The 23204-nt window shown below is 36.8% G+C and carries 19 protein-coding genes and 1 riboswitch; of the genes, 12 read left to right on the top strand and 7 right to left on the bottom strand.

Annotated features, from left to right (window positions below; genetic code table 11):
- The first annotated feature begins 293 nt into the window (after positions 1-293).
- Genes ABDZ84_RS09510 through ABDZ84_RS09525 form a run of 4 tightly spaced genes read left to right on the top strand, consistent with a single transcriptional unit; the run spans position 294 to position 3656 of the window.
- Positions 294-1190, top strand: coding sequence for an ABC transporter ATP-binding protein (locus ABDZ84_RS09510; RefSeq protein ID WP_026682601.1), 897 nt, complete (start codon positions 294-296; stop codon positions 1188-1190).
- Positions 1191-1928, top strand: a complete 738-nt coding sequence (locus tag ABDZ84_RS09515) for an ABC transporter permease (RefSeq protein WP_026682602.1) — start codon at positions 1191-1193, stop codon at positions 1926-1928.
- Positions 1925-3061, top strand: a complete 1137-nt coding sequence (locus ABDZ84_RS09520) for a sensor histidine kinase (protein ID WP_425542107.1) — start codon at positions 1925-1927, stop codon at positions 3059-3061. Before ABDZ84_RS09515 ends, ABDZ84_RS09520 begins: the two co-directional genes overlap by 4 nt.
- On the top strand, positions 3054-3656 hold the full coding sequence (locus ABDZ84_RS09525) for a response regulator transcription factor (protein WP_026682604.1): 603 nt from the start codon (positions 3054-3056) through the stop codon (positions 3654-3656). The genes ABDZ84_RS09520 and ABDZ84_RS09525 overlap by 8 nt, the downstream gene beginning before the upstream one ends.
- A 70-nt stretch (positions 3657-3726) precedes the next feature.
- Here the strand turns inward: ABDZ84_RS09525 and ABDZ84_RS09530 are convergent, their stop codons facing one another.
- Positions 3727-3858: a hypothetical protein gene (locus ABDZ84_RS09530; protein ID WP_255637811.1), complete on the bottom strand. Its 132-nt coding sequence runs from the start codon at positions 3856-3858 to the stop codon at positions 3727-3729.
- Positions 3859-4212: 354 nt separating this feature from the next.
- Between ABDZ84_RS09530 and ABDZ84_RS09535 the strand changes: the two genes are divergently transcribed.
- Positions 4213-5403, top strand: coding sequence for a glycine C-acetyltransferase (locus tag ABDZ84_RS09535; protein ID WP_026682605.1), 1191 nt, complete (start codon positions 4213-4215; stop codon positions 5401-5403).
- Positions 5404-5445: 42 nt separating this feature from the next.
- A complete protein-coding gene (locus tag ABDZ84_RS09540; RefSeq protein WP_026682606.1) occupies positions 5446-6393 on the top strand; it encodes an L-threonine 3-dehydrogenase in 948 nt (315 codons plus the stop codon).
- Between the two features lie 422 nt (positions 6394-6815).
- On the opposite strand, the gene ABDZ84_RS09545 is transcribed toward ABDZ84_RS09540, so the two are convergent.
- Positions 6816-8438, bottom strand: a complete 1623-nt coding sequence (locus ABDZ84_RS09545; RefSeq protein ID WP_026682607.1) for an ABC-F family ATP-binding cassette domain-containing protein — start codon at positions 8436-8438, stop codon at positions 6816-6818.
- A gap of 329 nt (positions 8439-8767) precedes the next feature.
- Between ABDZ84_RS09545 and ABDZ84_RS09550 the strand changes: the two genes are divergently transcribed.
- Positions 8768-9391: a hypothetical protein gene (locus ABDZ84_RS09550; protein ID WP_026682608.1), complete on the top strand. Its 624-nt coding sequence runs from the start codon at positions 8768-8770 to the stop codon at positions 9389-9391.
- A 522-nt stretch (positions 9392-9913) separates the two neighbouring features.
- Here ABDZ84_RS09550 and ABDZ84_RS09555 read toward each other — a convergent pair.
- The 4 genes from ABDZ84_RS09555 to rarD all read right to left on the bottom strand — a co-directional run bounded on the left by ABDZ84_RS09555 (position 9914) and on the right by rarD (position 14981).
- Positions 9914-10537 carry a YpmS family protein gene (locus ABDZ84_RS09555; RefSeq protein WP_026682609.1) on the bottom strand — a complete coding sequence of 208 codons (624 nt, stop codon included), beginning with the start codon at positions 10535-10537 and terminating at the stop codon, positions 9914-9916.
- Between the two features lie 5 nt (positions 10538-10542).
- Positions 10543-11442 carry an SGNH/GDSL hydrolase family protein gene (locus ABDZ84_RS09560; RefSeq protein WP_026682610.1) on the bottom strand — a complete coding sequence of 300 codons (900 nt, stop codon included), beginning with the start codon at positions 11440-11442 and terminating at the stop codon, positions 10543-10545.
- 474 nt (positions 11443-11916) lie between these two features.
- Positions 11917-13668 carry a PLP-dependent aspartate aminotransferase family protein gene (locus tag ABDZ84_RS09565; protein ID WP_026682611.1) on the bottom strand — a complete coding sequence of 584 codons (1752 nt, stop codon included), beginning with the start codon at positions 13666-13668 and terminating at the stop codon, positions 11917-11919.
- Between the two features lie 154 nt (positions 13669-13822).
- Positions 13823-13943, bottom strand: a riboswitch (SAM riboswitch).
- A gap of 135 nt (positions 13944-14078) precedes the next feature.
- Positions 14079-14981, bottom strand: a complete 903-nt coding sequence (gene rarD, locus ABDZ84_RS09570) for an EamA family transporter RarD (protein WP_026682612.1) — start codon at positions 14979-14981, stop codon at positions 14079-14081.
- A gap of 165 nt (positions 14982-15146) precedes the next feature.
- Here rarD and megL point away from each other — a divergent pair, with 165 nt between their 5' ends.
- The 4 genes from megL (at position 15147) to ABDZ84_RS09590 (ending at position 20694) form a co-directional block, all read left to right on the top strand.
- Positions 15147-16340: a methionine gamma-lyase gene (megL, locus tag ABDZ84_RS09575; RefSeq protein ID WP_318279848.1), complete on the top strand. Its 1194-nt coding sequence runs from the start codon at positions 15147-15149 to the stop codon at positions 16338-16340.
- 539 nt (positions 16341-16879) lie between these two features.
- On the top strand, positions 16880-18322 hold the full coding sequence (gene cls, locus ABDZ84_RS09580; RefSeq protein WP_026682614.1) for a cardiolipin synthase: 1443 nt from the start codon (positions 16880-16882) through the stop codon (positions 18320-18322).
- 25 nt (positions 18323-18347) lie between these two features.
- The gene (locus ABDZ84_RS09585; RefSeq protein ID WP_026682615.1) at positions 18348-18872 is read left to right on the top strand and encodes an acyl-CoA thioesterase; all 525 of its coding nucleotides are present in this window, start codon (positions 18348-18350) and stop codon (positions 18870-18872) included.
- 400 nt (positions 18873-19272) lie between these two features.
- Positions 19273-20694 carry an alanine/glycine:cation symporter family protein gene (locus ABDZ84_RS09590; protein ID WP_026682616.1) on the top strand — a complete coding sequence of 474 codons (1422 nt, stop codon included), beginning with the start codon at positions 19273-19275 and terminating at the stop codon, positions 20692-20694.
- A 353-nt stretch (positions 20695-21047) separates the two neighbouring features.
- Here the strand turns inward: ABDZ84_RS09590 and ABDZ84_RS09595 are convergent, their stop codons facing one another.
- Entirely contained in the window at positions 21048-21371 is a 324-nt protein-coding gene (locus ABDZ84_RS09595; protein ID WP_026682617.1) for a winged helix-turn-helix transcriptional regulator, read from the bottom strand.
- A gap of 225 nt (positions 21372-21596) precedes the next feature.
- On the opposite strand from ABDZ84_RS09595, the gene ABDZ84_RS09600 reads away from it, so the two are divergent.
- Positions 21597-22835 (top strand): aminopeptidase, encoded by a 1239-nt coding sequence (locus ABDZ84_RS09600; RefSeq protein WP_121603984.1) that lies wholly within the window; start codon positions 21597-21599, stop codon positions 22833-22835.
- Positions 22836-23204 lie beyond the last annotated feature (369 nt).

Consider the following 23204-nt stretch of genomic DNA (forward strand, 5'->3'; position numbering starts at 1 on the left):
GAATTAGGATTTGCCTTTATGGCGGTGAACTTAAGAAAGTACACCGCCATAACACAAAATTCATGTATTTTATGATAATGAAAAAGATTCCAGCTATCTATTTTTGATAACTGGAATCTCCTTTTTACTTCTCCAGGCTAGTTATGTCCCAGCCCCATTTTTATTTCAGCAGAAAAATGCATTTGTGATATCTGCGGTTAAAAAATGACAACTGTCAACTATACTTTGTGACATACTATACTAAAATTACGCACTTATATCTACTAAACTTAGGAAAAGGGAGCTGATGTAGAATGTCTAGTAAGATAATCGAAGTGAATCGATTAAGTAAAAAATATACTACGGTTAGTGCATTAGATACTGTTTCATTTTCAATTAGACAGGGTGAAGTAGTTTCCCTGTTAGGGCCAAACGGCGCTGGTAAAACAACCATTTTATCCATCATTTTAGGTTTACTAACACCAACAGCTGGTTCGGTTCGTTTGCTAGGAATGGACCCAAGAAATCAACTTGTTAAGCAAAGAATTGGTGTTATGCTTCAGGAAACAGGCTTAATGGATAGATTAACTGTTAGAGAACTACTTAAGCTATTTCGTTCCTATTATACAAAACCACTTTTATTGGATGACATGATAAGAATAACAGGATTAACAACCAAAGAGCTTCAAAATAAAGTTGAATATTTATCAGGTGGTCAAAAGCGAAGGGTGAATTTTGCGTTAGCAGTAGCGGGTAATCCAGAAGTGCTTATACTGGATGAACCAACTAATGGTTTGGATGCGATATCTAGGGCATCTTTTTGGCAAGGAGTTACTCAACTAGCAAACCAAGGAAAGACGATTATTTTTACGACACATTATTTACATGAAGCTGATGATATCGCTAATCGAATTATTCTGTTTAATAAAGGACGTGTAATTGCTAATGGTTCTTCAGACGAGATAAAAGAAAAACTCTCAAAACAGTATGTATCATTCAAAATAAATAATGATACGGGAATACCTCAATTGAAGCACCCAGCTATTATCGGTATTGAACAACGATACGACCGAATATATATTGAGACCAAGGATACCGACTCTATCGTTTCTTACATTACTCAACATCAAACAAACACATACGATATTCAAATTGATAAAGGCAAGATGGAAGATGTCTTTCACACTTTAGTCAAAGAAGGGAGTAAATAAATGAGAGTCTTATATTATCAATCTATGGCCGAGATGAAAAGGGCATTTCGAAATCCGTACTATGTTTTTTGGTCTCTATGTATTCCTGTCATTTTTTATTTTGTTTTTACAAACGTGATAAATGTTGGAGTGAGTGATGGAGAACTCTGGGCGTCACATTATTTAATGTCGATGACTACATTTAGTGTGATGGGGTCAAGTATCATGTCACTAGGTATACGGATGGTTCAAGAGAAGTCGACTGGTTGGATCAAATTTATAAAAGTGACTCCTCTGTCTAATGCAACCTATTTATTGAGTCAAATGATTGGACAAAGTTGTATTCATCTATTATCGATTATTGTAATATTTTTTGCTGGCTTTGTAATAAATGGTGTTTCCCTAACTGCTATGCAATGGATAATAAGTGGTTTGTGGATTATAATAGGTTCTTTTGCATTTTTAACATTAGGGACACTCATTGGTACTATGAAAAAAGTGGATACTGCAAATGGTGTAAGTAATATCCTTTTTCTTGCATTAGCATTAATAGGTGGTATGTGGATGCCTTTAGATACTATGCCTAAGTGGCTGCAAGCAATAGCCGAGTGGTTACCCTCCTATAATTTTGTTAATGGTCCCTGGGAAATAATACGAGGGAATACTCCACATTGGGGTAATTTGCTAATTCTTTTCTTCTTTACGGGTTTATTTATGATATTATCAACCTATATAAGACGTAGACAAGAGGTGGTGTGATTAGCTTGGTAAAGCAATGCAGGTTTTCCATTTTCCCATTCAAATATGGCTTATATCCATACATATTTTTAGTATATTTATTTATCCCTATTTCATTTCTGTGGGATGAGGTGGGGATGAAGAAATTATTAGGCTTCTTTCTATTAATATTATTTACTGTATCATATCGACAACTCTACTACATTACTAGTCATACGTCTTTTTCTATATGGCTAGGCATACAAATGGTGATTATTTGTATCCAAAGTATTTTTTATCATTATAATTTTATGTACTTAAGTTTTTTTACTGTAAACTTTATTTCATGGTACTTAGAGAAAAAGCAATTCCATATTGCCTGGGGCTGGCTTGCATGTACAATTGGAGTACCATTGGTATACCATGGTTTTATTACACATTCATTTCCTTTTTTGAACGCTCTCCCTTTTGTAGTGGTAATTCTTGCTGCCCCATTTGGAATACGTTCAATGAATAAACGAATGGAGTTGGAAAGCGAGCTAGATGAAGCTAATGCAAAAATAAAAGAGCTAGTTAAACGGGAAGAAAGAACAAGAATTGCCCGTGATTTACATGATACGCTTGGCCATACGTTGTCTTTAATTACCCTGAAAAGTCAGCTAGTTGAACGTTTGATAACAAAAGATAAAAACAGGGCTAAACAAGAGGTTAAGGAAATAGAATTAACATCTAGGATAGCGCTGGATCAAGTGAGGGAATTAGTAACCAGTATGAAGTCTCATACCATTATGGAAGAACTTATTTATGTACAAGATATTTTACAAACTGCTAACATACAAGTTCATACGAATATAAATATTCATATGGAGAGTCTACCAATAGTCGAGCAGAGTATGCTTAGTTTATGCCTACGTGAAGCGGTCACAAACATTGTAAAACATAGTAAAGCATCTTATTGTTGGATTGATTTAAAGGATACAGTTGAAAATACATACTTAATCGTGGCAGATGATGGAATTGGGCAATCCCGGGAATGGGGAGAAGGGAATGGTTTAAAGGGGATGAAAGAGAGGTTATCTTTAATTAATGGAGCGTTGACTGTACATACTACGAATGGTAGTGTACTGGAAATGCAGGTTCCTAAAGTAAAGAAAGATGTGGAAACATATGTATAGAATTGTAATTGCAGAAGATCAAAAAATGTTATTGGGGGCGCTCAGTTCTTTATTGGATTTAGAGGAGGATATGGAAGTGATTGGTCAGGCAACTAATGGCGAACAAGCATTAAAGCTTATTCAAACCTTAAACCCAGATATCTGTTTGGTAGATATTGAAATGCCTGTAATGGATGGGTTGCAAGTTGCTGACTATGTAAAGCGTATAGAGAATGGTCCGAAAGTTATCATTTTAACTACCTTCCAAAAACCTGGTTATTTTGAAAAAGCACTAAAATTAGGCATTGATGGCTACCTATTAAAAGATCGTTCTATTGATGAACTTTCTGCAGGTATACGCCAGGTAGCAGCAGGGAAGCAGGTTTATAGTCAGGAGTTAATGGTAGGAATACTTAAAGATGAAAACCCTTTAAATCAGCGGGAGCAAAAAATACTTCAACTTATAGCCATGGGAAAAACTGCGAAGGAAGTAGCAAGTACATTATATTTGTCCTACGGTACGGCACGAAACTATATATCAGAGATTATCCAAAAGCTAGCAGCAAAAAACCGCATAGAAGCGGTTGAAATTGCTAGAAATAAGGGCTGGATATAAAAAGTAAGTAGAATAGTAAGTGTTAAATGATCAGCTGTAGAATTTAGTAGGTTCATGGTTTAGAAGTATATTATGAATTTACTTTAATAGAATTAGGATTTTTATCCACTATTTCATTGGAATCATCATTTAATTCCACATATCCAAAAATTCCGAAAGTAATAATTAAGATAGCAAACATGGCAACAAGAACTTTCTTCATGTTTATTCCTCCATATGTGATTTCTATACTCAGTATAATAAAAATGTTTTTTAATAACCATAGTTTTTTATGACATTTTTTGTGGGAATTCTTACAAATTTGTAAGTTATTGAAGCATTTTTAACAGGTAATTGTAAAACATAAAGAAAAGAAAAAGTCAGCCGCTACTATTCCAATATCCTACAGTTTCATACGACTTATCTCATTAAACATTTTTCAGGCTTTATGTTAAACTGAAGAAGAAATAATCGTGTATAAAATACTATGAAGCGAAACAGTTGTTTATGATAAACATTGTTGCTGTTTCATTCATTAGCTGCAAATCGTTTACATAATAAGGAGGAAAAATTAAAAATGACTAGTAAAGCATTAGATTCTTTTTTAAATGACAATATTGCAGATTTAAAAGAACGAGGTCTATATAATGAAATTGACCCAGTCCAAGGTCCAAATGGTCCGGAGATAACAATCGATGGGAAGGTATTAGTTAATTTGTCCTCTAATAATTATCTAGGGCTTGCTACTGATGAACGCTTAAAGGAAGTAGCAAAGCAAGCAGTGGACTCACACGGTGTTGGTGCAGGTGCCGTTCGGACAATAAATGGTACGCTTGATCTTCATTTGGAACTAGAGAAAAAGCTTGCTGCATTTAAAGGTACAGAAGCAGTTATATCGTTTCAATCTGGTTTTAATTGCAATATGGCTGCTATTTCTGCAGTTATGGATAAGCATGATGCCATCCTTTCTGATGAATTAAACCACGCTTCTATTATTGACGGCTGTCGTTTATCAAAAGCAAAAATAATACGGTTTAATCATTCGGACATGAATGATTTACGTGAAAAAGCTAAAGAAGCGGTCGAATCAGGTCAGTATAATAAAATTATGATTATTACCGATGGTGTATTCTCAATGGACGGAGATATTGCCAAGCTCCCTGAAATTGTAGAAATTGCAGAGGAATTTGATCTTATTACTTACGTTGATGATGCACACGGATCTGGTGTATTAGGTAAGGGAGCTGGAACCGTGAAGCATTTTGGACTACAGGATAAAGTTGATTTCCAAATGGGTACATTATCAAAAGCCATTGGCGTAATAGGTGGTTATGTTGCAGGAAAAGCTAACTTAATTGATTGGTTAAAGGTACGCTCTCGTCCATTTCTATTTTCTACTGCCGTGTCACCAGCTGATGCTGTTGCTAGTACGAAGGCAGTAGAAATATTAATGGAGAGTACGGAATTAAATGAAAAGCTATGGGAGAATGCGAATTATTTGAAAGACGGATTACAACAGCTAGGCTTTGATATTGGTGATAGTGAAACACCAATTACACCTTGTATCATTGGTGATGAAAATGCGACACAAACATTCAGTAAGCGTTTGAATGAGGAAGGTGTCTATGCGAAGTCTATCGTCTTCCCAACGGTACCACGTGGTACAGGGAGAGTAAGAAATATGCCAAGTGCGGCACATACGAAGGAAATGCTAGATAAGGCAATTCAAGTGTATGAGAAAGTTGGTAAGGAATTAGGGATTATATAAAACAGCGGGAAATTGTGTAACAATAGAGAGGAATATCGTGAAATGAAGAAAATTTTAGTCACAGGAGCTTTGGGACAAATTGGCTCAGAGCTTGTCGTTAAATTAAGAGAAACATATGGTGTAGAAAATGTTATTGGGACAGATATCCGTAAGGCAGAAGGGATCATTGCAGAAGGGCCATTTGAACTTGTTGATGTAACGGATGCTAATCAAGTATATAGTGTTGCTAAGAAATATAATGTAGATACTGTCATGCATTTAGCAGCACTATTATCTGCTAAAGCTGAGGAGAATCCAAAATTAGCATGGCATATTAATATGGGTGGCCTTGTTAATGCATTAGAAACTGCTCGGGAACTGAATTTACAGTTTTTTACCCCAAGTTCGATAGGTGCTTTTGGGCCAACAACACCTAAGGATCATACACCACAGGATACGTTACAGCGTCCAACAACCATGTACGGTGTCAACAAAGTATCTGGTGAATTGTTAGCAGATTATTATTATCACCGGTTTGGTGTAGATACGCGAGGAGTTCGTTATCCTGGTTTGATTTCTCATGTTACGCTTCCGGGTGGCGGAACTACAGACTATGCGGTGGAAATCTATTATGAAGCTATTAAGCATAAAGCCTACACGTCTTGCATTGCAGAAGGGACGTACATGGATATGATGTATATGCCAGATGCGTTAAATGCCATTATCCAGTTAATGGAAGCAGATCCAAACAAATTAAAGCATCGAAATGCATTTAATATTTCTGCTATCTCAGCAGCACCTGAGGACTTTGCTAAGTCTATACAAAAGCATATCCCAGATTTTAAACTGGATTATCAGGTAGATCCTGTTAAGCAGCGAATTGCAGACAGTTGGCCAAATAGTATCGATTCTTCGGCAGCCACGGAAGAATGGGGCTTTAAGGCAGCATATGACCTTGACAAAATGACGAATGAAATGCTTAACAAGGTGAATATGAAATTTGTAAAATAAAGTGAAACTTCCATCAGTGGGGGTTTTGCTGCCCGTTATATCGGGATAAACAACAGAGGACGATACAAAAAGTTATTGACAAAGAAGAGGCTGGGGCAAGACACAACTTCTTTACTCAAAATACGAATAATCATGTTATCAATAGGAGTATCATCGCCGCACCATGAAACTATACGCGCTTTCCGCGGGCACGGTCTCAGCTAACTTGGTAAAGAAAAACACGTTATCAAGTGGATCTTTGTACTCGTGCTGTTCCCGCCGGATCCTCGCTTATTTCAGGTGCTAAATTTATGATTCTAATCAAAAAACGAACAATAATTAATTTCAACTAATTAGCGTTCGTTTTTTTATTGTTTCTTCATTCTTTTGTCTCAGCCTCTTTATGATCACATAGGTAAAGCGTAACCACTTTTTAGAGCTAATTAACTTGCATACATTTTGGCAATCTTATCTTGCAATTCTTTGTCCTGAACATACTCGTCATAGCTCATTTCCTTATCAATCAAACCGTTTGGTGTGATTTCAATTAAGCGATTTGCAATACTTTGTATGAACTGATGATCATGTGACGTAAACAGAATGGATCCTTTGAATTTAATTAATCCATTATTTAATGATTGAATAGATTCTAGGTCTAAGTGGTTCGTTGGTTCATCTAATAGAAGTACATTCGCATTACTTAACATCATTTTGGATAACATACAACGAACTTTCTCACCACCGGAAAGCACATTTGCTTTTTTTAGTGCTTGGTCTCCAGAGAAAAGCATTCTACCTAGGAACCCTCGTAAAAATGTTTCTGTTTCATCCTCTGGCGAATATTGACGTAACCAATCAACCAAAGGAAGGTCGTTATTTTCAAAGTACGCAGCATTATCTTTCGGAAAGTAGGACTGTGAAGTGGTCACACCCCATTTATAGGTTCCTGCATCAGGTTCCATCTCGCCCATCAAAATTTTAAATAATGTTGTTTTAGCAATGTCATCTTTTCCTACAAGAGCAATTTTGTCATCCTTGTTCATTGTAAAACTAACGTTATCAAGCACTTTTTCTCCATTTATCGTTTTGGTTAACCCTTCGACTCGTAATAAATCATTCCCTATCTCGCGACCGGGGGTAAAGGAGATATATGGGTATTTTCTGGACGATGGTTTAATGTCATCTAGTGTTATATTATCCAGTAATTTCTTTCGAGAAGTTGCTTGCTTTGATTTAGATGCATTCGCACTAAAGCGTGCAATAAATGCTTGTAGCTCCTTGATCTTTTCTTCCTTCTTTTTGTTAGCTTCCTGAGCCATTTTGTTAGCCAATTGGCTTGATTCGTACCAGAAATCATAGTTACCAATATAAATTTCGATTTTTCCATAATCGACATCAGCAATGTGTGTACACACTTTATTCAAGAAATGACGGTCATGTGATACAACGATTACAGTATTTTCAAAATGAATTAGAAATTCTTCCAACCATTGTATAGCATGAATATCTAATCCATTCGTTGGCTCATCCAGTAGTAAGATGTCTGGATTACCAAATAATGATTGTGCAAGCAATACTTTTACTTTTTCATCTGCAGACAAATCAGCCATTTGCTTATCATGTAGTGATTCTTTAATTCCAAGGCCTTTTAGAAGGACTGCTGCATCAGATTCTGCTTCCCAACCATTCATTTCTGCGAACTCTCCCTCTAGCTCAGCTGCTCGCATACCATCCTCTTCTGAGAAATCACCTTTCATATATATAGCATCTTTTTCTTGTTTGACAGCATATAGCCTTTCATGGCCCATCAAAACTGTTTCAAGTACTTGATTATCTTCATAGGCGAAATGATCCTGTTTTAATACAGCAAGTCGTTCACCAGGTGATAACGATACATGTCCAGATTGAGGTTCTATCTCACCTGACAAAATTTTTAAAAACGTTGATTTTCCTGCGCCGTTTGCTCCAATTAATCCATAACAATTGCCTGAAGTGAATTTTAAATTTACATCTTCAAATAATTTTTTATCGCCATATCGTAAACTAACATTAGAAACATTAATCATGCTTGTTAATTTCCTCCAATATAATAATTGTAATCATGGTTAGCTTACGTTATTTCTAGGCTTTCGTCAATGTTTAGACATGATTAAACATTGAATTTTGAATAGGTCTAGACATAAAAACTCTTGCTATGATGTACGGGGTAGATTTCGTTAACTAGAAACATGAACCATAACATCAATGCAAGAGACTTCATATGTGTTTCTTACGTTTTTGTCACAATAAAAAATTAACTTGTATAATTTACAATTATTTGTAATAGTAGAATAGAAAAGGGTTTTACCTAAATTCGCTTCTTCATTATAATAGAAGTTGGGGGGAGGGGTGTTTATTGGGAGAGAAGGTCATCTATTTTCTCTTTACAGATACAGGTACTAATTTAGCTAAAGCGATAAATTTCTTTACGAAGCAGTCTTTAAACCATGTATCTATTGGCTTTGATCATGAATTAACAGAAGTCTATAGTTTTGGACGGAAGCGGCCGAGAAATCCATTCATTGGAGGATTTGTTAAAGAGGATATTCGTAGTGATTTTATGAAGAAATCAGACTGTGCCGTTTATCAATTTACAGTAGCTGATCATGAGTGTGAGAAAATAGTAAAAAATATTAAGGATATTGAAAGGCAACAGCATAAATATAGATATAATTTTATTGGGCTATTTGGTATATTGTTACAAATTGAAATTAATCGAAAGTGTGCACTATTTTGTTCACAATTTGTAGCGACTGTTCTAAGAGGTGTACCATCTTTTAGCTTGAAGAAACCTGCTTGTTTTATTACACCTGCTGATATTCGGAATCACGAAGGTATGGAATTGATTTATAAAGGTAAGCTAGGCGATTATCCGTTCGGGAATCAGGAATCTTTAAGTACTATAGTTGTTGAAGAAAAGACAAAGCAATCATTTTTAATTTTATTATCTTCAAAAGTAAAACGGTTTGTTATCCGTTAAGTAAAAAGGTCAATTTAAGTTAATATATTAGCTGATAATAGGATGTATTTCAATCCGAAGCGAAGCATTTGCTACACTGCTTTTAAGTGAAATTAGCCACAAAATGATCATTTATTCCTCATATATACCTGCCGGTAAATGTTCGATTTGTTCAAAGGCTTTTAGGGTATACTATTATGGTAATGGAATCGGTGAGGGATAAACAAGATCCCCACGGATTAAAGTTTTAGTTTATACCGTATTATTCATGAGAAAAAAGCTGGACGAACAACGTCCAGCTTTTGTTGTAGTCTTGGAAATTATAAAATTTGAGCCTATGGATAAATAGGCGCGTGTTGAGCTGCGGCAAGCTCCAGTGCCCAAAAACTAGGCGACCTCACGAATCATCCCACAATAAGTCGTCATCGGCTCGCAAGCTCACCGTGATTCCTTTATCTCCGTTGACTCGCTCCAGTTGCTAAATTTCTAATCGAGCGCTTGCGCTTTTTTTCTGTAATGAGACAGTAACGATAGGCTTTAAAACTATTCGATACCTAAAGTTTGGTAAGGTACGCGGAATTTGAATGCTAAGTTATTAGCGTCAAGGTCAATATGCTCAACAGCTACTTGAAAATTACTTTTTAGCTTCATATCTGTAACTGCAACATAGATAGCTTCATCTTTTGGATTTACCGTTACCCATTCGGGCATTGGTAAGTATTTATCAATATACTCCATAATTTTTTGGTTTGGTAATTCAAGTAATCCGATAGAGATCGATCTTTGCTTTAATATAATATCGCCATTATCTTGAACAAATGGCTCTAAATGAACAGATAATGGTACGGTTGTTGAAAATACTGGTAATTCACCAATTAAATGTACATCCTCACCTAACTCAATTCGATAGCGATGTTTTGTATCGTTGAGCATTTGATCGATATATGCGTTAATTAACTCATTCAAATTTTGTTTCGTCGTACGAACGACAAATTCTGAGCTTTCATCAGCTTTATCTGCATGTTGAGCCGGATAATCTACACGTGGTACTGGCCAAAAAATAAGTGCTAAAATAATGATTAATATGACAATGTTTAATGAAAGCAAGCCTATAAACCGCTTTTTCCACTTACTCCTCTTAGATCGACGTACGTTTCTTTCTGCCATATTACTCATCCTCTTTCATCTTCGTTTGTTAGGAAATCCAATACACGCTGGGCCATTCGCTTATAGCCGAGGTGATTCGGATGGAAATTATCTTCTGCAAATAGGTTTTCATCTGTGTTATCAAATAAATCTTTTGTCGGAATAAACGATACATTTTTTTTGCTAGCTGCTATTTCTTTCCCTGTATTATTCCAATTTTCAACAATGATTCCTAATTCCTTTATATCTTTAAAATATTTTTGGAATGGATTATAAAATCCTAATAAATAAATCTTTGTTTTCGGGTTAATTGTTTCAATTTTGGAAAAGATATGATGCAATCTTTCTTGATATTGTGCACGCTCTTTCGTGAAGTCTTCCATTTTTAAATTGGTAATGTTCTGCTTAAGGACTTGCATTATATCATTGGCTCCGATAGTTATTAATACTATATCAGATCGCTTAATCGAGGAAACAACTTCGGGTTTATCCAGTCTTTTAAGCAGCTGATCAGAGCGATTACCGCGGACACCTAGATTATCGAATGTTACTACTTTTTTATCCTTGTTAATAGCCCGTTCCAAAATCCCTACATATCCACCTTGTGCGGTTGAATCGCCAACTCCTTGTGTAAGGGAATCACCTATTGCTGTAACATGTGTTTTATTTGAAAAGAACTGAATGGTTTGTTCAACAGCACTTACTACCATTTCGGAGAATGGCTTTTCTTCCGTTTGATCATCTTGTTTTTCATCTTGATCTGTCTTAGTCGCTTCTTTCTGCTGATCCCCATTTGTTTTACTGTCTTTCTCCGAAATGATAACATCATTTAACTTTGGGTCAGGCTGATGTGTCAGGAAAAAGATAAGACTGATCCCTAAAAGCATCACAAAAATAGCACCGAAATAATAGTAGTTTTTCTTCATGTTTACTCACACCTATGCTGTTATGTTCATAACCTTTTTTCTTTATTGTCTCATGTATAAAATACATTCGAAAGTATTTCCTATATATATGTACTTCATAACTTGTTCAATGAAGGAAATAAAGTGAAACCTCAATCCGCTGGGGCTTTTGTCTATCCCTTACTGATTGCTAGTACCACAAGGGTATGACCTAAAGGACTTTCAATTAATCGGACATTTACTGACAGTCGATCCCCACATTTACCCATATTGGTTTTACTTTATTGCTTGAAGTAGGGATCTTACTGCCAGTTATATACGGGATAAAATAAGATCGCCTTCAATAACAGGCGATCAGTAAGGGAAGGTTATTTATAATTTTTCCAATCGGTAGTAAAAGTAAACCTCCTTTCTAAAAGTGAAACAGTTTTGTTACATAAATAATTAGTTCTAAATTTCTAAAATTAGTTTGATTCCAGCATACTGTTTGCTCGTTCAAACATGAGTGAGGTCAGAAGCATCGTCTTGTGATCGCAATGCTAAAAACTCGTCATAAGGATTTTTTGCGGTAATAACAGTGATCCCAGCTGCTTTGGCATATTCTAAAGTACTATTTTGATAAGGCTGTTCCAACCATACTATTTTTCCTTGTTTATTTATAACTTGTTCGATAACACCTGATGGGAGGTCTGATTGGAGAAACCATACAGCATCAAGCTCAGTTGGAATAGCTGATAAGTCTCTGAACACATGCTGAGATTCTTCAGTTGTTGAATGACTTATATAATAAAGCTCAAAACCAATAGATTGTAGCTGTTTGACTTTTTCCCTTTCTTTCTCTCCTGCATCTTCCCAGCCGTATACGGCAATGGTTTTTTTTCGTATATTTCCATTATTACGATCAAACGGAGAGCTAAGTAGCCAACTGATAGCGACGGAATCATTGGTTGTTATCGTTTTTGCTTCGCCAGTAGCTTCAGCGATAGCAGCATCTAAGGTGTATAATAAGTCGGTAACAGACTCCAAACCAATCGATAGACGAATTGTTTCCTCCGTAACACCACTAGTTTTTAATTCTTCAACGGTTAGTTGTTGATGCGTTGTTGAAGCAGGATGAATAATTAGTGATTTTGCATCACCAACATTAGCTACATGTGACCATAATTCAATACATTCAATTAATTGTCGTCCAGCTTCTCTCCCCCCTCGAATTCCAAAAGTGATGATAGATCCAGCACCTTCACTAAAATATTTTTTAGCTCGCTTGTTTGATGAATGGCTTTGTAAACCTGGGTAGTTCACCCATTCGATCGCAGGATTTTTAGCTAAGTATTCGGCAATTATCTGTGCATTTTTATTATGTTGAGGAATACGAAGATGCAAGGTTTCTAAACCCTGTAATAGTAAAAACGCATTATGCGGGCTAATACACGCACCAATATCACGCAATAATTGTACCCTTAATTTAGTAGCAAAAGCCGCAGGACCAACATCAATGAAACGGAGGCCATTATAGCTCTCATCTGGTTCTGTAAAGCCAGGGAATTTGCTGTTATTCCAATTAAACCTTCCGCCATCAACGACAACACCTCCAATGGTCGTACCATGTCCTCCTATCCATTTTGTAGCGGAGTGGACCACAACATCTGCTCCCCATGCTATCGGCTTAGCAATATAAGGTGCGAATGTATTATCAATTATTAAAGGAATATTATAAGAATGAGCTAAAGCAGCAATGGTCTCGACATCAAAGATGTGCAGACTAGGGTTCGTAATAATTTCACCGAAGATTGCTTTTGTTTTATCTGTGATAGCAGCTTCGACTTCATTCTTGTTCTTGCCATTAACAAATTTAACCGTTATACCATAGCGAGGAAGTGTGTTTGCAAATAGATTATAAGTACCACCGTATAAATTACTGTCAGCTATAATTTCATCTCCTGTACTAGCAACATTTAGGATAGCAAAGGTAATAGCTGCCATTCCAGATGCTGTTGCTACTGCTGCTACACCGTCTTCTAATTCGGCAATTCGTTGCTCGAAAGCATCTACGGTAGGGTTCCCTATCCGTGTATAAATGTTACCCGGTTCGGTAAGGCCAAATAGATTCTGTGCGTGCTCCGTGTCACGAAAAACATAGGATGTTGTTTGATAAATAGGGACAGCTCTAGAACCCGTGGTTGGGTCTGGCACCTGACCTCCGTGTAGTAATACTGTATCTGGTTGTTTCTGGTGAAATTTTGCCATTATTCATTCCTCCTAGGATAGTTTGTAGTTCTGTATTGCCACGACTAGTATTGACGTGGCCAGTTACTGAATAGCAATCCTTGTGTCTGGAGGAAGAGGGGGAAAATGAAAAAGCCCTCTTCCTAAGAAGAGGGCTTGGATTTAACCTTTCCTCCTCTTATCTTCCAGATCATAAAATGGATCTGTAGGATGTAGCACCGTAAAAAGCAATATTTCATCGCTTTTTGGTTGCTGGGCTTCACAGGGCCTATTCCCTCCACCGCTCTTGATAAGAGATGTATTTTTCTAAATTATTGAATATTATATAGGTGTACATAATCTTTTGTCAACCACTAGTTTTAAATCGTAACAAAAGGCAGGCATAATACCATCGCCAAAACGTAAGAAAACCTAGAGCATGTTATATCTTTTTATACATGCTTTTTCCTCAGTGGTCTTCGGTAGCTCGTAAGCATAAAGTTTACTAGAGCTATCCAAATGAACGCGAAAGCAATTAAATGAGCAGAAGTAAAGGCTTCTTTATATATAAATACGCCTAGTAATAACATTAATGTTGGTGCAATATATTGCAAGAATCCGACCATTGCTAAAGAAATGCGTTTCGCTCCACTTGCAAACAGTAACAAGGGAATTGCTGTCATAACACCTGCACCCATTAATAATAGGTTCGTAGATGAAAAGAATTCATGAAGCTGAAAGGCGTTATCAGGGTAAATGGCTAGGTAAATAATTGCGAAGGGGAGAATAAGCATGGTTTCAATGGTTAACCCTATCATTGGTCCGATATCGACCTTTTTCTTCAATAAACCATACAGTCCAAAGCTGATGGCAAGTAATAATGACACCCAAGGAAACACACCATAGCTTATCGTTAAATAAAGCACACCGATTCCTGCTAGAATAAATGAAATAGTTTGACGGAAAGTAAAGGCTTCTTTTAATACGATAATTCCTAGTAATATGCTTATAAGTGGATTAATATAATAGCCCAGACTTGCTTGAACAACATGATTACTATTAACGGCCCAAATAAATATTAACCAATTTAGACTAATTACTAGCGTAGCCAAAGAAATACCAAATAGCTTCTTTTTATTATGAAGCAATTCCTTCCATTCCTTCGTAAAATCCGACCATTTACGCATAATGAGAACAAGTAAAAATGTGAAGACGAAAGACCAAATAATGCGGTGAGCTAATGTTTCCCCTGGAGAAACATGGTCAAGAAGCTTCCAATAGATTGGTAGAAATCCCCATAATATGTATGCTGATGATGTGTAGATCATACCGTTCCGATCCTGATTAGCGTTCATAAGGTTTCATCCCTTCTTCCGGTATAAAGTAAATCTATTTTAGAATTGCTCCAGAAAAAAAGCAAAGATAACGTCTCTAAAGAAAACGTATTCATTTATGCGTTTATTTGAATAGGATATATATAGGTGGTCAGTTTACAAGAGTTTACGTGAGGAGGAATGGATGTGAAGAAGAAAGAAAAGCAATTGGAGACGAAGGTTGTTCATGAAGGTTATCATTCAGAAGAGATGTTAGGAAGTTTAGCAGCTCCTTTATTTCAAACCTCTACTTTTACATTTGATTCAGCAGAACAAGGAGAGCGGCGTTTTGCAAGGGAAGAGGATGGTTTTGTATATTCGCGTTTAGGTAATCCTACTGTACAGCTTTTGGAAGAGCGGATTGCGGCATTAGAAGGAGGGGAGCGAGGGTTGGCTTTTTCCTCTGGAATGGCTGCCGTTTCAGCGGTATTAATTTCACTAACAAAAGCAAATGATCATATTCTTTGTTCTTCCGGGCTTTATGGCTGTACGTATGGATTGTTATCCATGTTAAAGGATAAGTATCATATTAATCATGATTTCTCAGAAATGAATTGTGAGGAAGAGGTTTTGGCTTGTCTAAGGCCAGAAACAACCTGTATTTATATTGAAACACCAATTAATCCCACCATGAAGCTGATCGATCTACAAATGGTAGCAACGGTTGCAAAGCGCTACCATATTCCGGTCGTTGTAGACAATACCTTCTCATCCCCTTATATTCAGCGACCACTGGAATTTGGTTGTGATGTTGTTGTTCATAGTGCTACAAAATATATTGGCGGACACGGAGATGTAATTGGTGGTTTGGTAGTAGGAAGAAGTTCATTTCTTGACGGTGTTGCCATGACGACACAAAAAGATATTGGAGGCGTTCTTTCGCCATTTGATGCTTGGCTATTATTAAGGGGTTTGAAAACACTGCCGATTCGGCTTGATCGACATTCAGATAATGCAGAAAAGATTGTGGAGAAATTAGGTACTCATCCAAGGATTTCAACTATTTATTATCCAGGTGATAGGGAGCATCCAAATTTTGCGATATATCAAAAGCAGATGAAGCGTGGTGCTGGAGTTATATCATTTGAATTAGTTGGGGATAAATACGATGTTCAACAGTTCTTAAATAACTTGGAGTTTTTAAAAATTGCAGTTAGCTTAGGAGATGCAGAGACGCTTATACAACATCCATCAACAATGACACATGCGGTTGTGCCAGAAGCTGAGCGTGACATGATGGGAATAACGGAGCAGCTGATCCGTTTATCGGTGGGTTTAGAGGCTTGGCAAGATATTTGGGAGGATTTGGAGCAAGCATTAAACAAGCTAGATGACAAGTAGCGAAGAAATAATACGCTTATGCTAGTAGTAGCTGGTATAGGTTTTTTTTTGACCTGGTTAAACAGTTCAAAGTAACCCTTAACGAAAAGACTGTTAGATATACAAAAACATAAGATACGCTGGTGTTATTAATAATGAGATCATATATAATGTTCATTCATGATGTCAGTACCACATTTATGAATCGTAAATACGATTTGATACGTAGAAAGGTTATGGTTTTCTTTCATATGAAGTGCTTTATAACAGCATCAAGGTACATAAAAAGGATAAAATTTAATACAATAAGCTAATATCATTTATTCTATAAATAATAGGTAGCGCTTGCATTCTGCTAAGCTAACGACAAATTAAAATGTATGCTATATTATTGATTGTAGAGGTGATGGATATATACTCTTTCTACTTTAGCGTAATTTGATGTCCTCACCCTTAAAAATAGGAACAGTCTAGTTTGGGGAGGATAATAGAAAATTGTTACTGGATAAGACATGGCACGAACTAAAACAATTTTCATGTAAGGGGGGATTTGTCAGACTATGGAAATACTGTCATACTTATTAGGATTTATTTTAATTTTTAATATTGCCTTAGGTGTTTCTATTATCTTTTTGGAACGAAAGGATGCTAGTGCTACATGGGCGTGGTTAATGGTATTATTGTTTATTCCAATTGCAGGTTTCTTTTTATACTTAATCTTTGGTAAGCCGATTAGTAAACGAAGGATATTTACTTGGGATACAAAGAGTAGACTTGGTGTAAAAACAGCTGTACAATCCCAGCTTCGTGCAATTGAAAACGGTACGTTTGCATTCAAACATAAAGAGATAGCAGAGTATGAGGATTTATATTATTTACATTTACGTAATGATGATGCCATCTTTACACAAGATAATAAAGTGACCATTTTTACGGATGGAACAGAAAAGTTTGAATCCCTCATTGCTGATCTGGAAAAAGCTACGGATCATATACATTTGCTTTATTACATCATTCGTGATGATCAACTAGGTAAGCGTATTGCTGACATTCTTATTAAGAAGGCTAATGAAGGTATAGAGGTTCGTGTACTTTATGATGATATGGGTTCCCGTTCATTACGAAGAAAGTATATTAGACGATTACGCAGAGCTGGCGTAGAAGTGGAGGCGTTTTTTCCGCCAAAGATTCCGAAAATCAATTTCAAAATTAATTATCGTAACCATCGAAAATTAGGCATTATAGATGGTAAGGTGGGATATATTGGTGGTTTTAATATTGGTGATGAGTATCTTGGGCAGGATAAGAAATTTGGAAATTGGCGCGATACACATTTGCGTATTTATGGTGATGCGGTTCTGCATATGCAAACTCGCTTTATTTTGGATTGGAACCAAGCTTCTAGGAATGATATCTTATATGAAGATCGTTATTACAACGCTGTTCCAGCTGGTGATGTGGGTGTGCAAATCGTTTCTAGTGGACCAGATTCAGATTGGGAGCAGATAAAAAATGGATACATTAAAATGATTATGTCTGCCAAGGATTATATTTATATCCAAACACCTTACTTTATTCCTGATGAAAGTTTACGGGATGTTCTTAGAATTGCTGCTTTATCGGGGGTAGACGTAAAGATTATGATTCCAAATAAACCGGATCATCCGTTTGTTTATTGGGCAACATTATCCTATGTCGGTGATTTATTAGATGCAGGTGCAGAGGTGTATATTTATCAGAATGGATTTCTTCATGCTAAAACAATCGTAGTGGATGGAAAAATTGCATCGGTGGGAACTGCTAATATCGATGTCAGAAGCTTTCGTTTGAACTTTGAAGTAAATGCATTTCTTTATGATAAAGAGTTAACGAAGCGGTTGGTTGAGGCTTTTAAGGAAGATATTGTGCTATCTACACAAATGACCAAGAAGTTATATAGTAAACGATCATTAGGCATACGGTTTAAAGAATCTATCTCCCGATTAATATCACCAGTATTATAACAAGTTTGAAAGGAGAAAAGTTAAAATGGAAAAGAAAACATGCTCGACATCATTAGCTGTTAAAACGTCTCATGTATTGCCCCCTGATACAAATTCATATGGGACATTGTTTGGAGGCAAGTTAATGGCCCATATTGATGATGTGGCTGCAATAGCTGCATCACGTCATGCACGTAAGCCTGTAGTAACTGCCTCTACAGATTCTGTTGATTTCCTTGCTCCTGTTAAAGAAGGTCATTCGATATGTATTGAGGCATTTGTAACCTGGACGCATAAAACATCAATGGAAGTTTTCGTTAAAGCAGTTACTGAAGATTTACGAACTGGAGAAAGACGTGTTTGTGCTACGGCCTTTTTGACCTTTGTTGCTGTTGATGAAGACGGCAAACCAAGTCCAGTCCCTGAAGTTGTACCTGAGACAGATCATGAGAAAAAACTTCATGAGCTAGCTGCCGTCAGAGCTAAACAAAGGATTGAGCGTCGTAAACAATCGAAAGAATTTGCACAGGAATTTGGAACGGATTATCCGTGGAATAGTCGAGGAAAATAAAGGGGAATTTCTTAGAATAAGTAGGGGGAATACATAAGAACAAAAGCGCAAGCGTCCGATTAGAAGCGTAGCGACTGGAGCGAGTCAACGAAGATTAAAGGAATCACGGGGTGCTTGCGAGTAGATGATGACTTACTACCGTAGGGCGATTCGTGAAGTCGCCTCGTTTCTGGGCATTGGAGCTGGTCGAGGCTCAACACGCGCCAATTTATCCACAAGGGCAAATTTTATAATTTCCTTTTCAACAAGAAAAAAGAGAGATTTCTCTTTTTTTGTGTGGTTCATTCCTTTATTGTAGATTTAGTATACAATATTTAGGGTAATAACGAATAACACACACATAAGTATAACGATATGAGCTAAGAAAATGTGGATAGTGTAAAAGGAGGAAGTTTACAGGATGGAGATTTTAAAAAATCTAATTAGCGAAGCCAATAACATCTTATGGACGTATGTATTGATTATTGTCTTAATTGGACTGGGGCTGTGGTTTACGTTTAAGACGGGATTTGTACAATTTAAATATCTTCCAGAGATGTTTCGAGTATTGTTCGATAAACGAACAATTAGCGCGAGTGGTAAGAAAGGTACCTCTTCATTCCAGGCTTTTGCAATAAGTGCTGCCTCTAGAGTAGGTACTGGAAATATGGCTGGAGTGGCTTCAGCCATAGCAGCAGGTGGCCCTGGTGCCGTATTCTGGATGTGGCTAATTGCATTACTTGGATCAGCATCTGGCTTCGTAGAAAGTACACTTGCACAGGTGTATAAAGTACCGGATAAGAATCAATACCGTGGAGGGCCAGCTTACTATATGGAAAAGGGATTAAAAAAACGGTGGCTGGCAATTATTTTTGCAATAACGATCACCTTTACATATGGTCTCGTATTTAACTCTGTGCAATCGAATACAATTAGTTTAGCCTTTAAAGGACAGTTTGATATTAATCAACACTTGATTGCTTTGTTGTTATTTGTTTTTACTGCAATTGTTATTTTTGGTGGTTTAAAAAGTATTGCAAACGTTACACAGATTATCGTACCGATTATGGCCATTTTATATATTATCTTATCGTTGTATATTTTACTTGTAAACTTTACTGCAATTCCAGATATGTTATCGATTATAATTACGAACGCATTCGGTATTCGGCAAGTAGCCGGTGGAGGCTTTGGCTTGGCAATTATGTGGGGAATTAAGCGAGGCTTATTTTCCAATGAAGCTGGTATGGGTAGTGCACCAAATGCTGCAGCAACAGCAGAAGTATCACATCCAGCCAAGCAAGGGTTTATTCAAGCCTTAGGTGTTTTCTTTGATACGTTATTAATTTGTAGTGCAACGGCATTTATTTTAATCACTGCAGGTGGATATGAGGGTAGTAAGGCAGATGGAATCCAATTAACACAAAATGCTTTTGCTTTTCATATTGGAGACTGGGCGAGCGGCTTCATTGCAATTGCCATTTTACTATTTGCCTACAGCTCTATTTTAGGCAACTATTACTATGGTGAAAATAATATTGCATATATAAAGAATAGTAAAACAGGACTGTTCCTTTATCGGATTGCAGCATTAGCGATGGTTTATTTTGGAGCAGTAGCATCCTTTGATTTTGTTTGGTCTTTAGCTGACTTGACAATGGCTATTATGGCATTGATCAATCTCTATGCGATATCGAAGCTATTTAAAATTGCTAATAAAGTACTCCAGGATTATCGAAGACAGCGTAAAGAAGGTAAGGATCCAGTATTTTACCGAGATACTCTAGATAATCAAGAAGGAATCGAGTACTGGGGAAGAGAACAAACAGGTAATACAGAATAGTTCAAAACAGACCACATTGCATTGTGCAATGTGGTCTGTTAATTTTCTCGTCAGTTAAGAAAGTATAAAATCAGTGCAATGACTGCGTTAAGCCAAGTAGTTATTTTGAATGTTAGATGTATATTGGCAATGCTCCGACTAATTACTTCGCTTTCCGCGGGAACGGCCACAGCTAACTCGGTAAAGAAAAACACGTTACCAAGTGGAACTTCGGTCTCGTGCTGTTTCCGCCGGAGTCTCGCTTGTTTCAGGTACTAAATGAATGATTCCGTGCAAAAAACGAACGATAATTAATTTTAACTTATCATCGTTCGTTTTTTATTGTTTCTTCATTCTTTTGTCTCAGTCTCATTTCACTCTTCATCTATTTCTTCTAATGAAATATGATGATCTGCCCAACATTGAATTTCTTTAATAACTGGTTCTAATGCTTTTCCTTTTTCGGAAAGAGAATATTCAATACGAACAGGAAACTCCGAATAAATATCTCTTGTAACGATTCCTTCTTTTTCTAGCATTTTAAGTCGATCAGAGAGCAACCGCCCGCTGATAGGCAAATCAGCTTCCATTTCAGAGAAACGTTTTGTACCTTTTAATAGTTCAAAAAGTATAAGCCCTACCCAGCGTGTGCTAAGAAGTCCCATAGCTTTTTCGAAACGTGGACAAAGGTTCTCCATGATCATCACCTCAATCGGTATCATATATCTATTAGCAAATTCTACAGTTATTACGAAAAGTAACCTATTTTTAGGATAACATAATCTCGATATGTCGTAAATAGATAAGGGGGATAATAACAAATATTTTCCAATTTATTCTAATTATAAAAAGTTATTTGGTAATTTTATTGAATTTATGAAATAATAACGGTATACGAAATAATTTAATTTGGAGGTAAAGAAATGGTTAGTCAACGTACACAAGAAAAATATGCAGAGTTAGCATTACGCACTGGTGTGAATATACAGAAGGATCAGGCATTAATGGTTAATGCGCCAATTGAGGGTGCAGATTTTACAAGAATCGTTGTACGTAAAGCGTATGAGTTAGGAGCAAAGGACGTACATATTAATTGGGTGGATGATGAGCTTACATTGTTAAAATATGAAAACGCTCCAGATGAAGTTATTGCTAGTTTTCCTGAGTGGAAAGTGGAGCTACAAAAAAGCTATGTTGAGGATGGAGCGGCAATATTAAATATTCGTTCAACGAATCCTGATTTATTAAAGGATATTGATCCTTCCCGTGTAGCAAAAGCAAATAAAGCAGCTGGCGAGGCGATGAAGCACCTTCGGAAGTATACCATGAATGATATCATTCCGTGGTCAATTATTTCTATTCCAACAGGAGATTGGGCACAAAAGATTTTCCCAGAAAAATCAAGAGAAGATGCCATTGAAAGCCTTTGGGACGCAATTGTAAAAATAGTAAGGGTTGATCAAGATGATCCGATAGCAGCTTGGGATGCACATAACGAAACACTCCGAACTGCTCGTGAAATCTTAAACAAGAAAAATTATAAGAAGCTAGTATTTACTGCGCCAGGAACAAACTTAGAGATGGAACTTCCTAAAGGACATATTTGGAAGGGGGGTTCTGCAAAAACGTCGAGTGGCACGACCTTTAATCCGAATATGCCAACAGAAGAAGTGTTTTCTATGCCCCACAAATATGGTGTGAATGGTACAGTAGCCAGTACAAAACCGCTTAATTATGGTGGTAGCTTAATCGATAATTTTAGTCTAACGTTTAAAGATGGAAAAGTGGTTGATTATCAAGCTGAACAAGGGGAGAATACCTTAAAGCATTTATTAGAAACAGATGACGGTTCTAAGCGCCTTGGTGAAGTAGCATTAGTACCTCATGAATCACCAGTTTCTCAATCTGGTTTAATCTTCTATAATACGTTGTTTGATGAGAATGCCTCTTGTCATATTGCGCTTGGTAAGGCATATCCTACAAATGTAGAGGGTGGAGCTGCAATGAACGAAGAGGAGCTAGATAAGCATGGAGTGAATGATAGTTTAAATCATGTCGATTTCATGATTGGTTCAGAGCAATTGGATATAGACGGTGTATTTGAAGATGGAACAACAGAAGCTATTTTCCGTAATGGAACTTGGGCATTAGATATAAAGTAAAACAACAATCAGTTGGGGGTATGATTTATCCCCGACTGATTGTTAGTACCACAAGAGTATGACCTAAAGGCCCTGGAACCAATCGGACATTTACTGGCAGTCGATCCCCCACTTATATATATTGCTTTCTTTTTATTGCTTGAAGTGGGTGATCTTACTGCCAGTTATATGCGGGATAAAAGGTGAACAACGGAAGCAGTCAGCTCGAAATAGAGAGCTGACTGCTTCCGTTTATACGGATCCAAGGGTCTTCTTGTCCGAAGGTGAAGGACTTTCGTTTCCGTGGTTGAATGCGTAGGTTTCCTCATGGAAATCGCTTCGTTCGGGAATCTAGGATCAATTGTTACGCTATAGGAGATTTGGGTCTTT

The organism is Virgibacillus salarius (assembly GCF_039521925.1).
GTDB classification, from domain to species: domain Bacteria; phylum Bacillota; class Bacilli; order Bacillales; family Amphibacillaceae; genus Virgibacillus; species Virgibacillus salarius.

Excerpts from the sequence above, each read along its gene's own strand:
- ABDZ84_RS09510 (WP_026682601.1), top strand. The coding sequence starts at position 294 with ATGTCTAGTAAGATAATCGAAGTGAATCGATTAAGTAAAAAATATACT.
- ABDZ84_RS09515 (WP_026682602.1), top strand. The coding sequence starts at position 1,191 with ATGAGAGTCTTATATTATCAATCTATGGCCGAGATGAAAAGGGCATTT.
- ABDZ84_RS09525 (WP_026682604.1), top strand. The coding sequence starts at position 3,054 with ATGTATAGAATTGTAATTGCAGAAGATCAAAAAATGTTATTGGGGGCG.
- ABDZ84_RS09530 (WP_255637811.1), bottom strand. The coding sequence starts at position 3,858 with ATGAAGAAAGTTCTTGTTGCCATGTTTGCTATCTTAATTATTACTTTC.
- ABDZ84_RS09535 (WP_026682605.1), top strand. The coding sequence starts at position 4,213 with ATGACTAGTAAAGCATTAGATTCTTTTTTAAATGACAATATTGCAGAT.
- ABDZ84_RS09540 (WP_026682606.1), top strand. The coding sequence starts at position 5,446 with ATGAAGAAAATTTTAGTCACAGGAGCTTTGGGACAAATTGGCTCAGAG.
- ABDZ84_RS09545 (WP_026682607.1), bottom strand. The coding sequence starts at position 8,438 with ATGATTAATGTTTCTAATGTTAGTTTACGATATGGCGATAAAAAATTA.
- ABDZ84_RS09555 (WP_026682609.1), bottom strand. The coding sequence starts at position 10,537 with ATGGCAGAAAGAAACGTACGTCGATCTAAGAGGAGTAAGTGGAAAAAG.
- ABDZ84_RS09560 (WP_026682610.1), bottom strand. The coding sequence starts at position 11,442 with ATGAAGAAAAACTACTATTATTTCGGTGCTATTTTTGTGATGCTTTTA.
- ABDZ84_RS09565 (WP_026682611.1), bottom strand. The coding sequence starts at position 13,668 with ATGGCAAAATTTCACCAGAAACAACCAGATACAGTATTACTACACGGA.
- rarD (WP_026682612.1), bottom strand. The coding sequence starts at position 14,981 with ATGAACGCTAATCAGGATCGGAACGGTATGATCTACACATCATCAGCA.
- cls (WP_026682614.1), top strand. The coding sequence starts at position 16,880 with ATGGAAATACTGTCATACTTATTAGGATTTATTTTAATTTTTAATATT.
- ABDZ84_RS09585 (WP_026682615.1), top strand. The coding sequence starts at position 18,348 with ATGGAAAAGAAAACATGCTCGACATCATTAGCTGTTAAAACGTCTCAT.
- ABDZ84_RS09590 (WP_026682616.1), top strand. The coding sequence starts at position 19,273 with ATGGAGATTTTAAAAAATCTAATTAGCGAAGCCAATAACATCTTATGG.
- ABDZ84_RS09595 (WP_026682617.1), bottom strand. The coding sequence starts at position 21,371 with ATGGAGAACCTTTGTCCACGTTTCGAAAAAGCTATGGGACTTCTTAGC.
- ABDZ84_RS09600 (WP_121603984.1), top strand. The coding sequence starts at position 21,597 with ATGGTTAGTCAACGTACACAAGAAAAATATGCAGAGTTAGCATTACGC.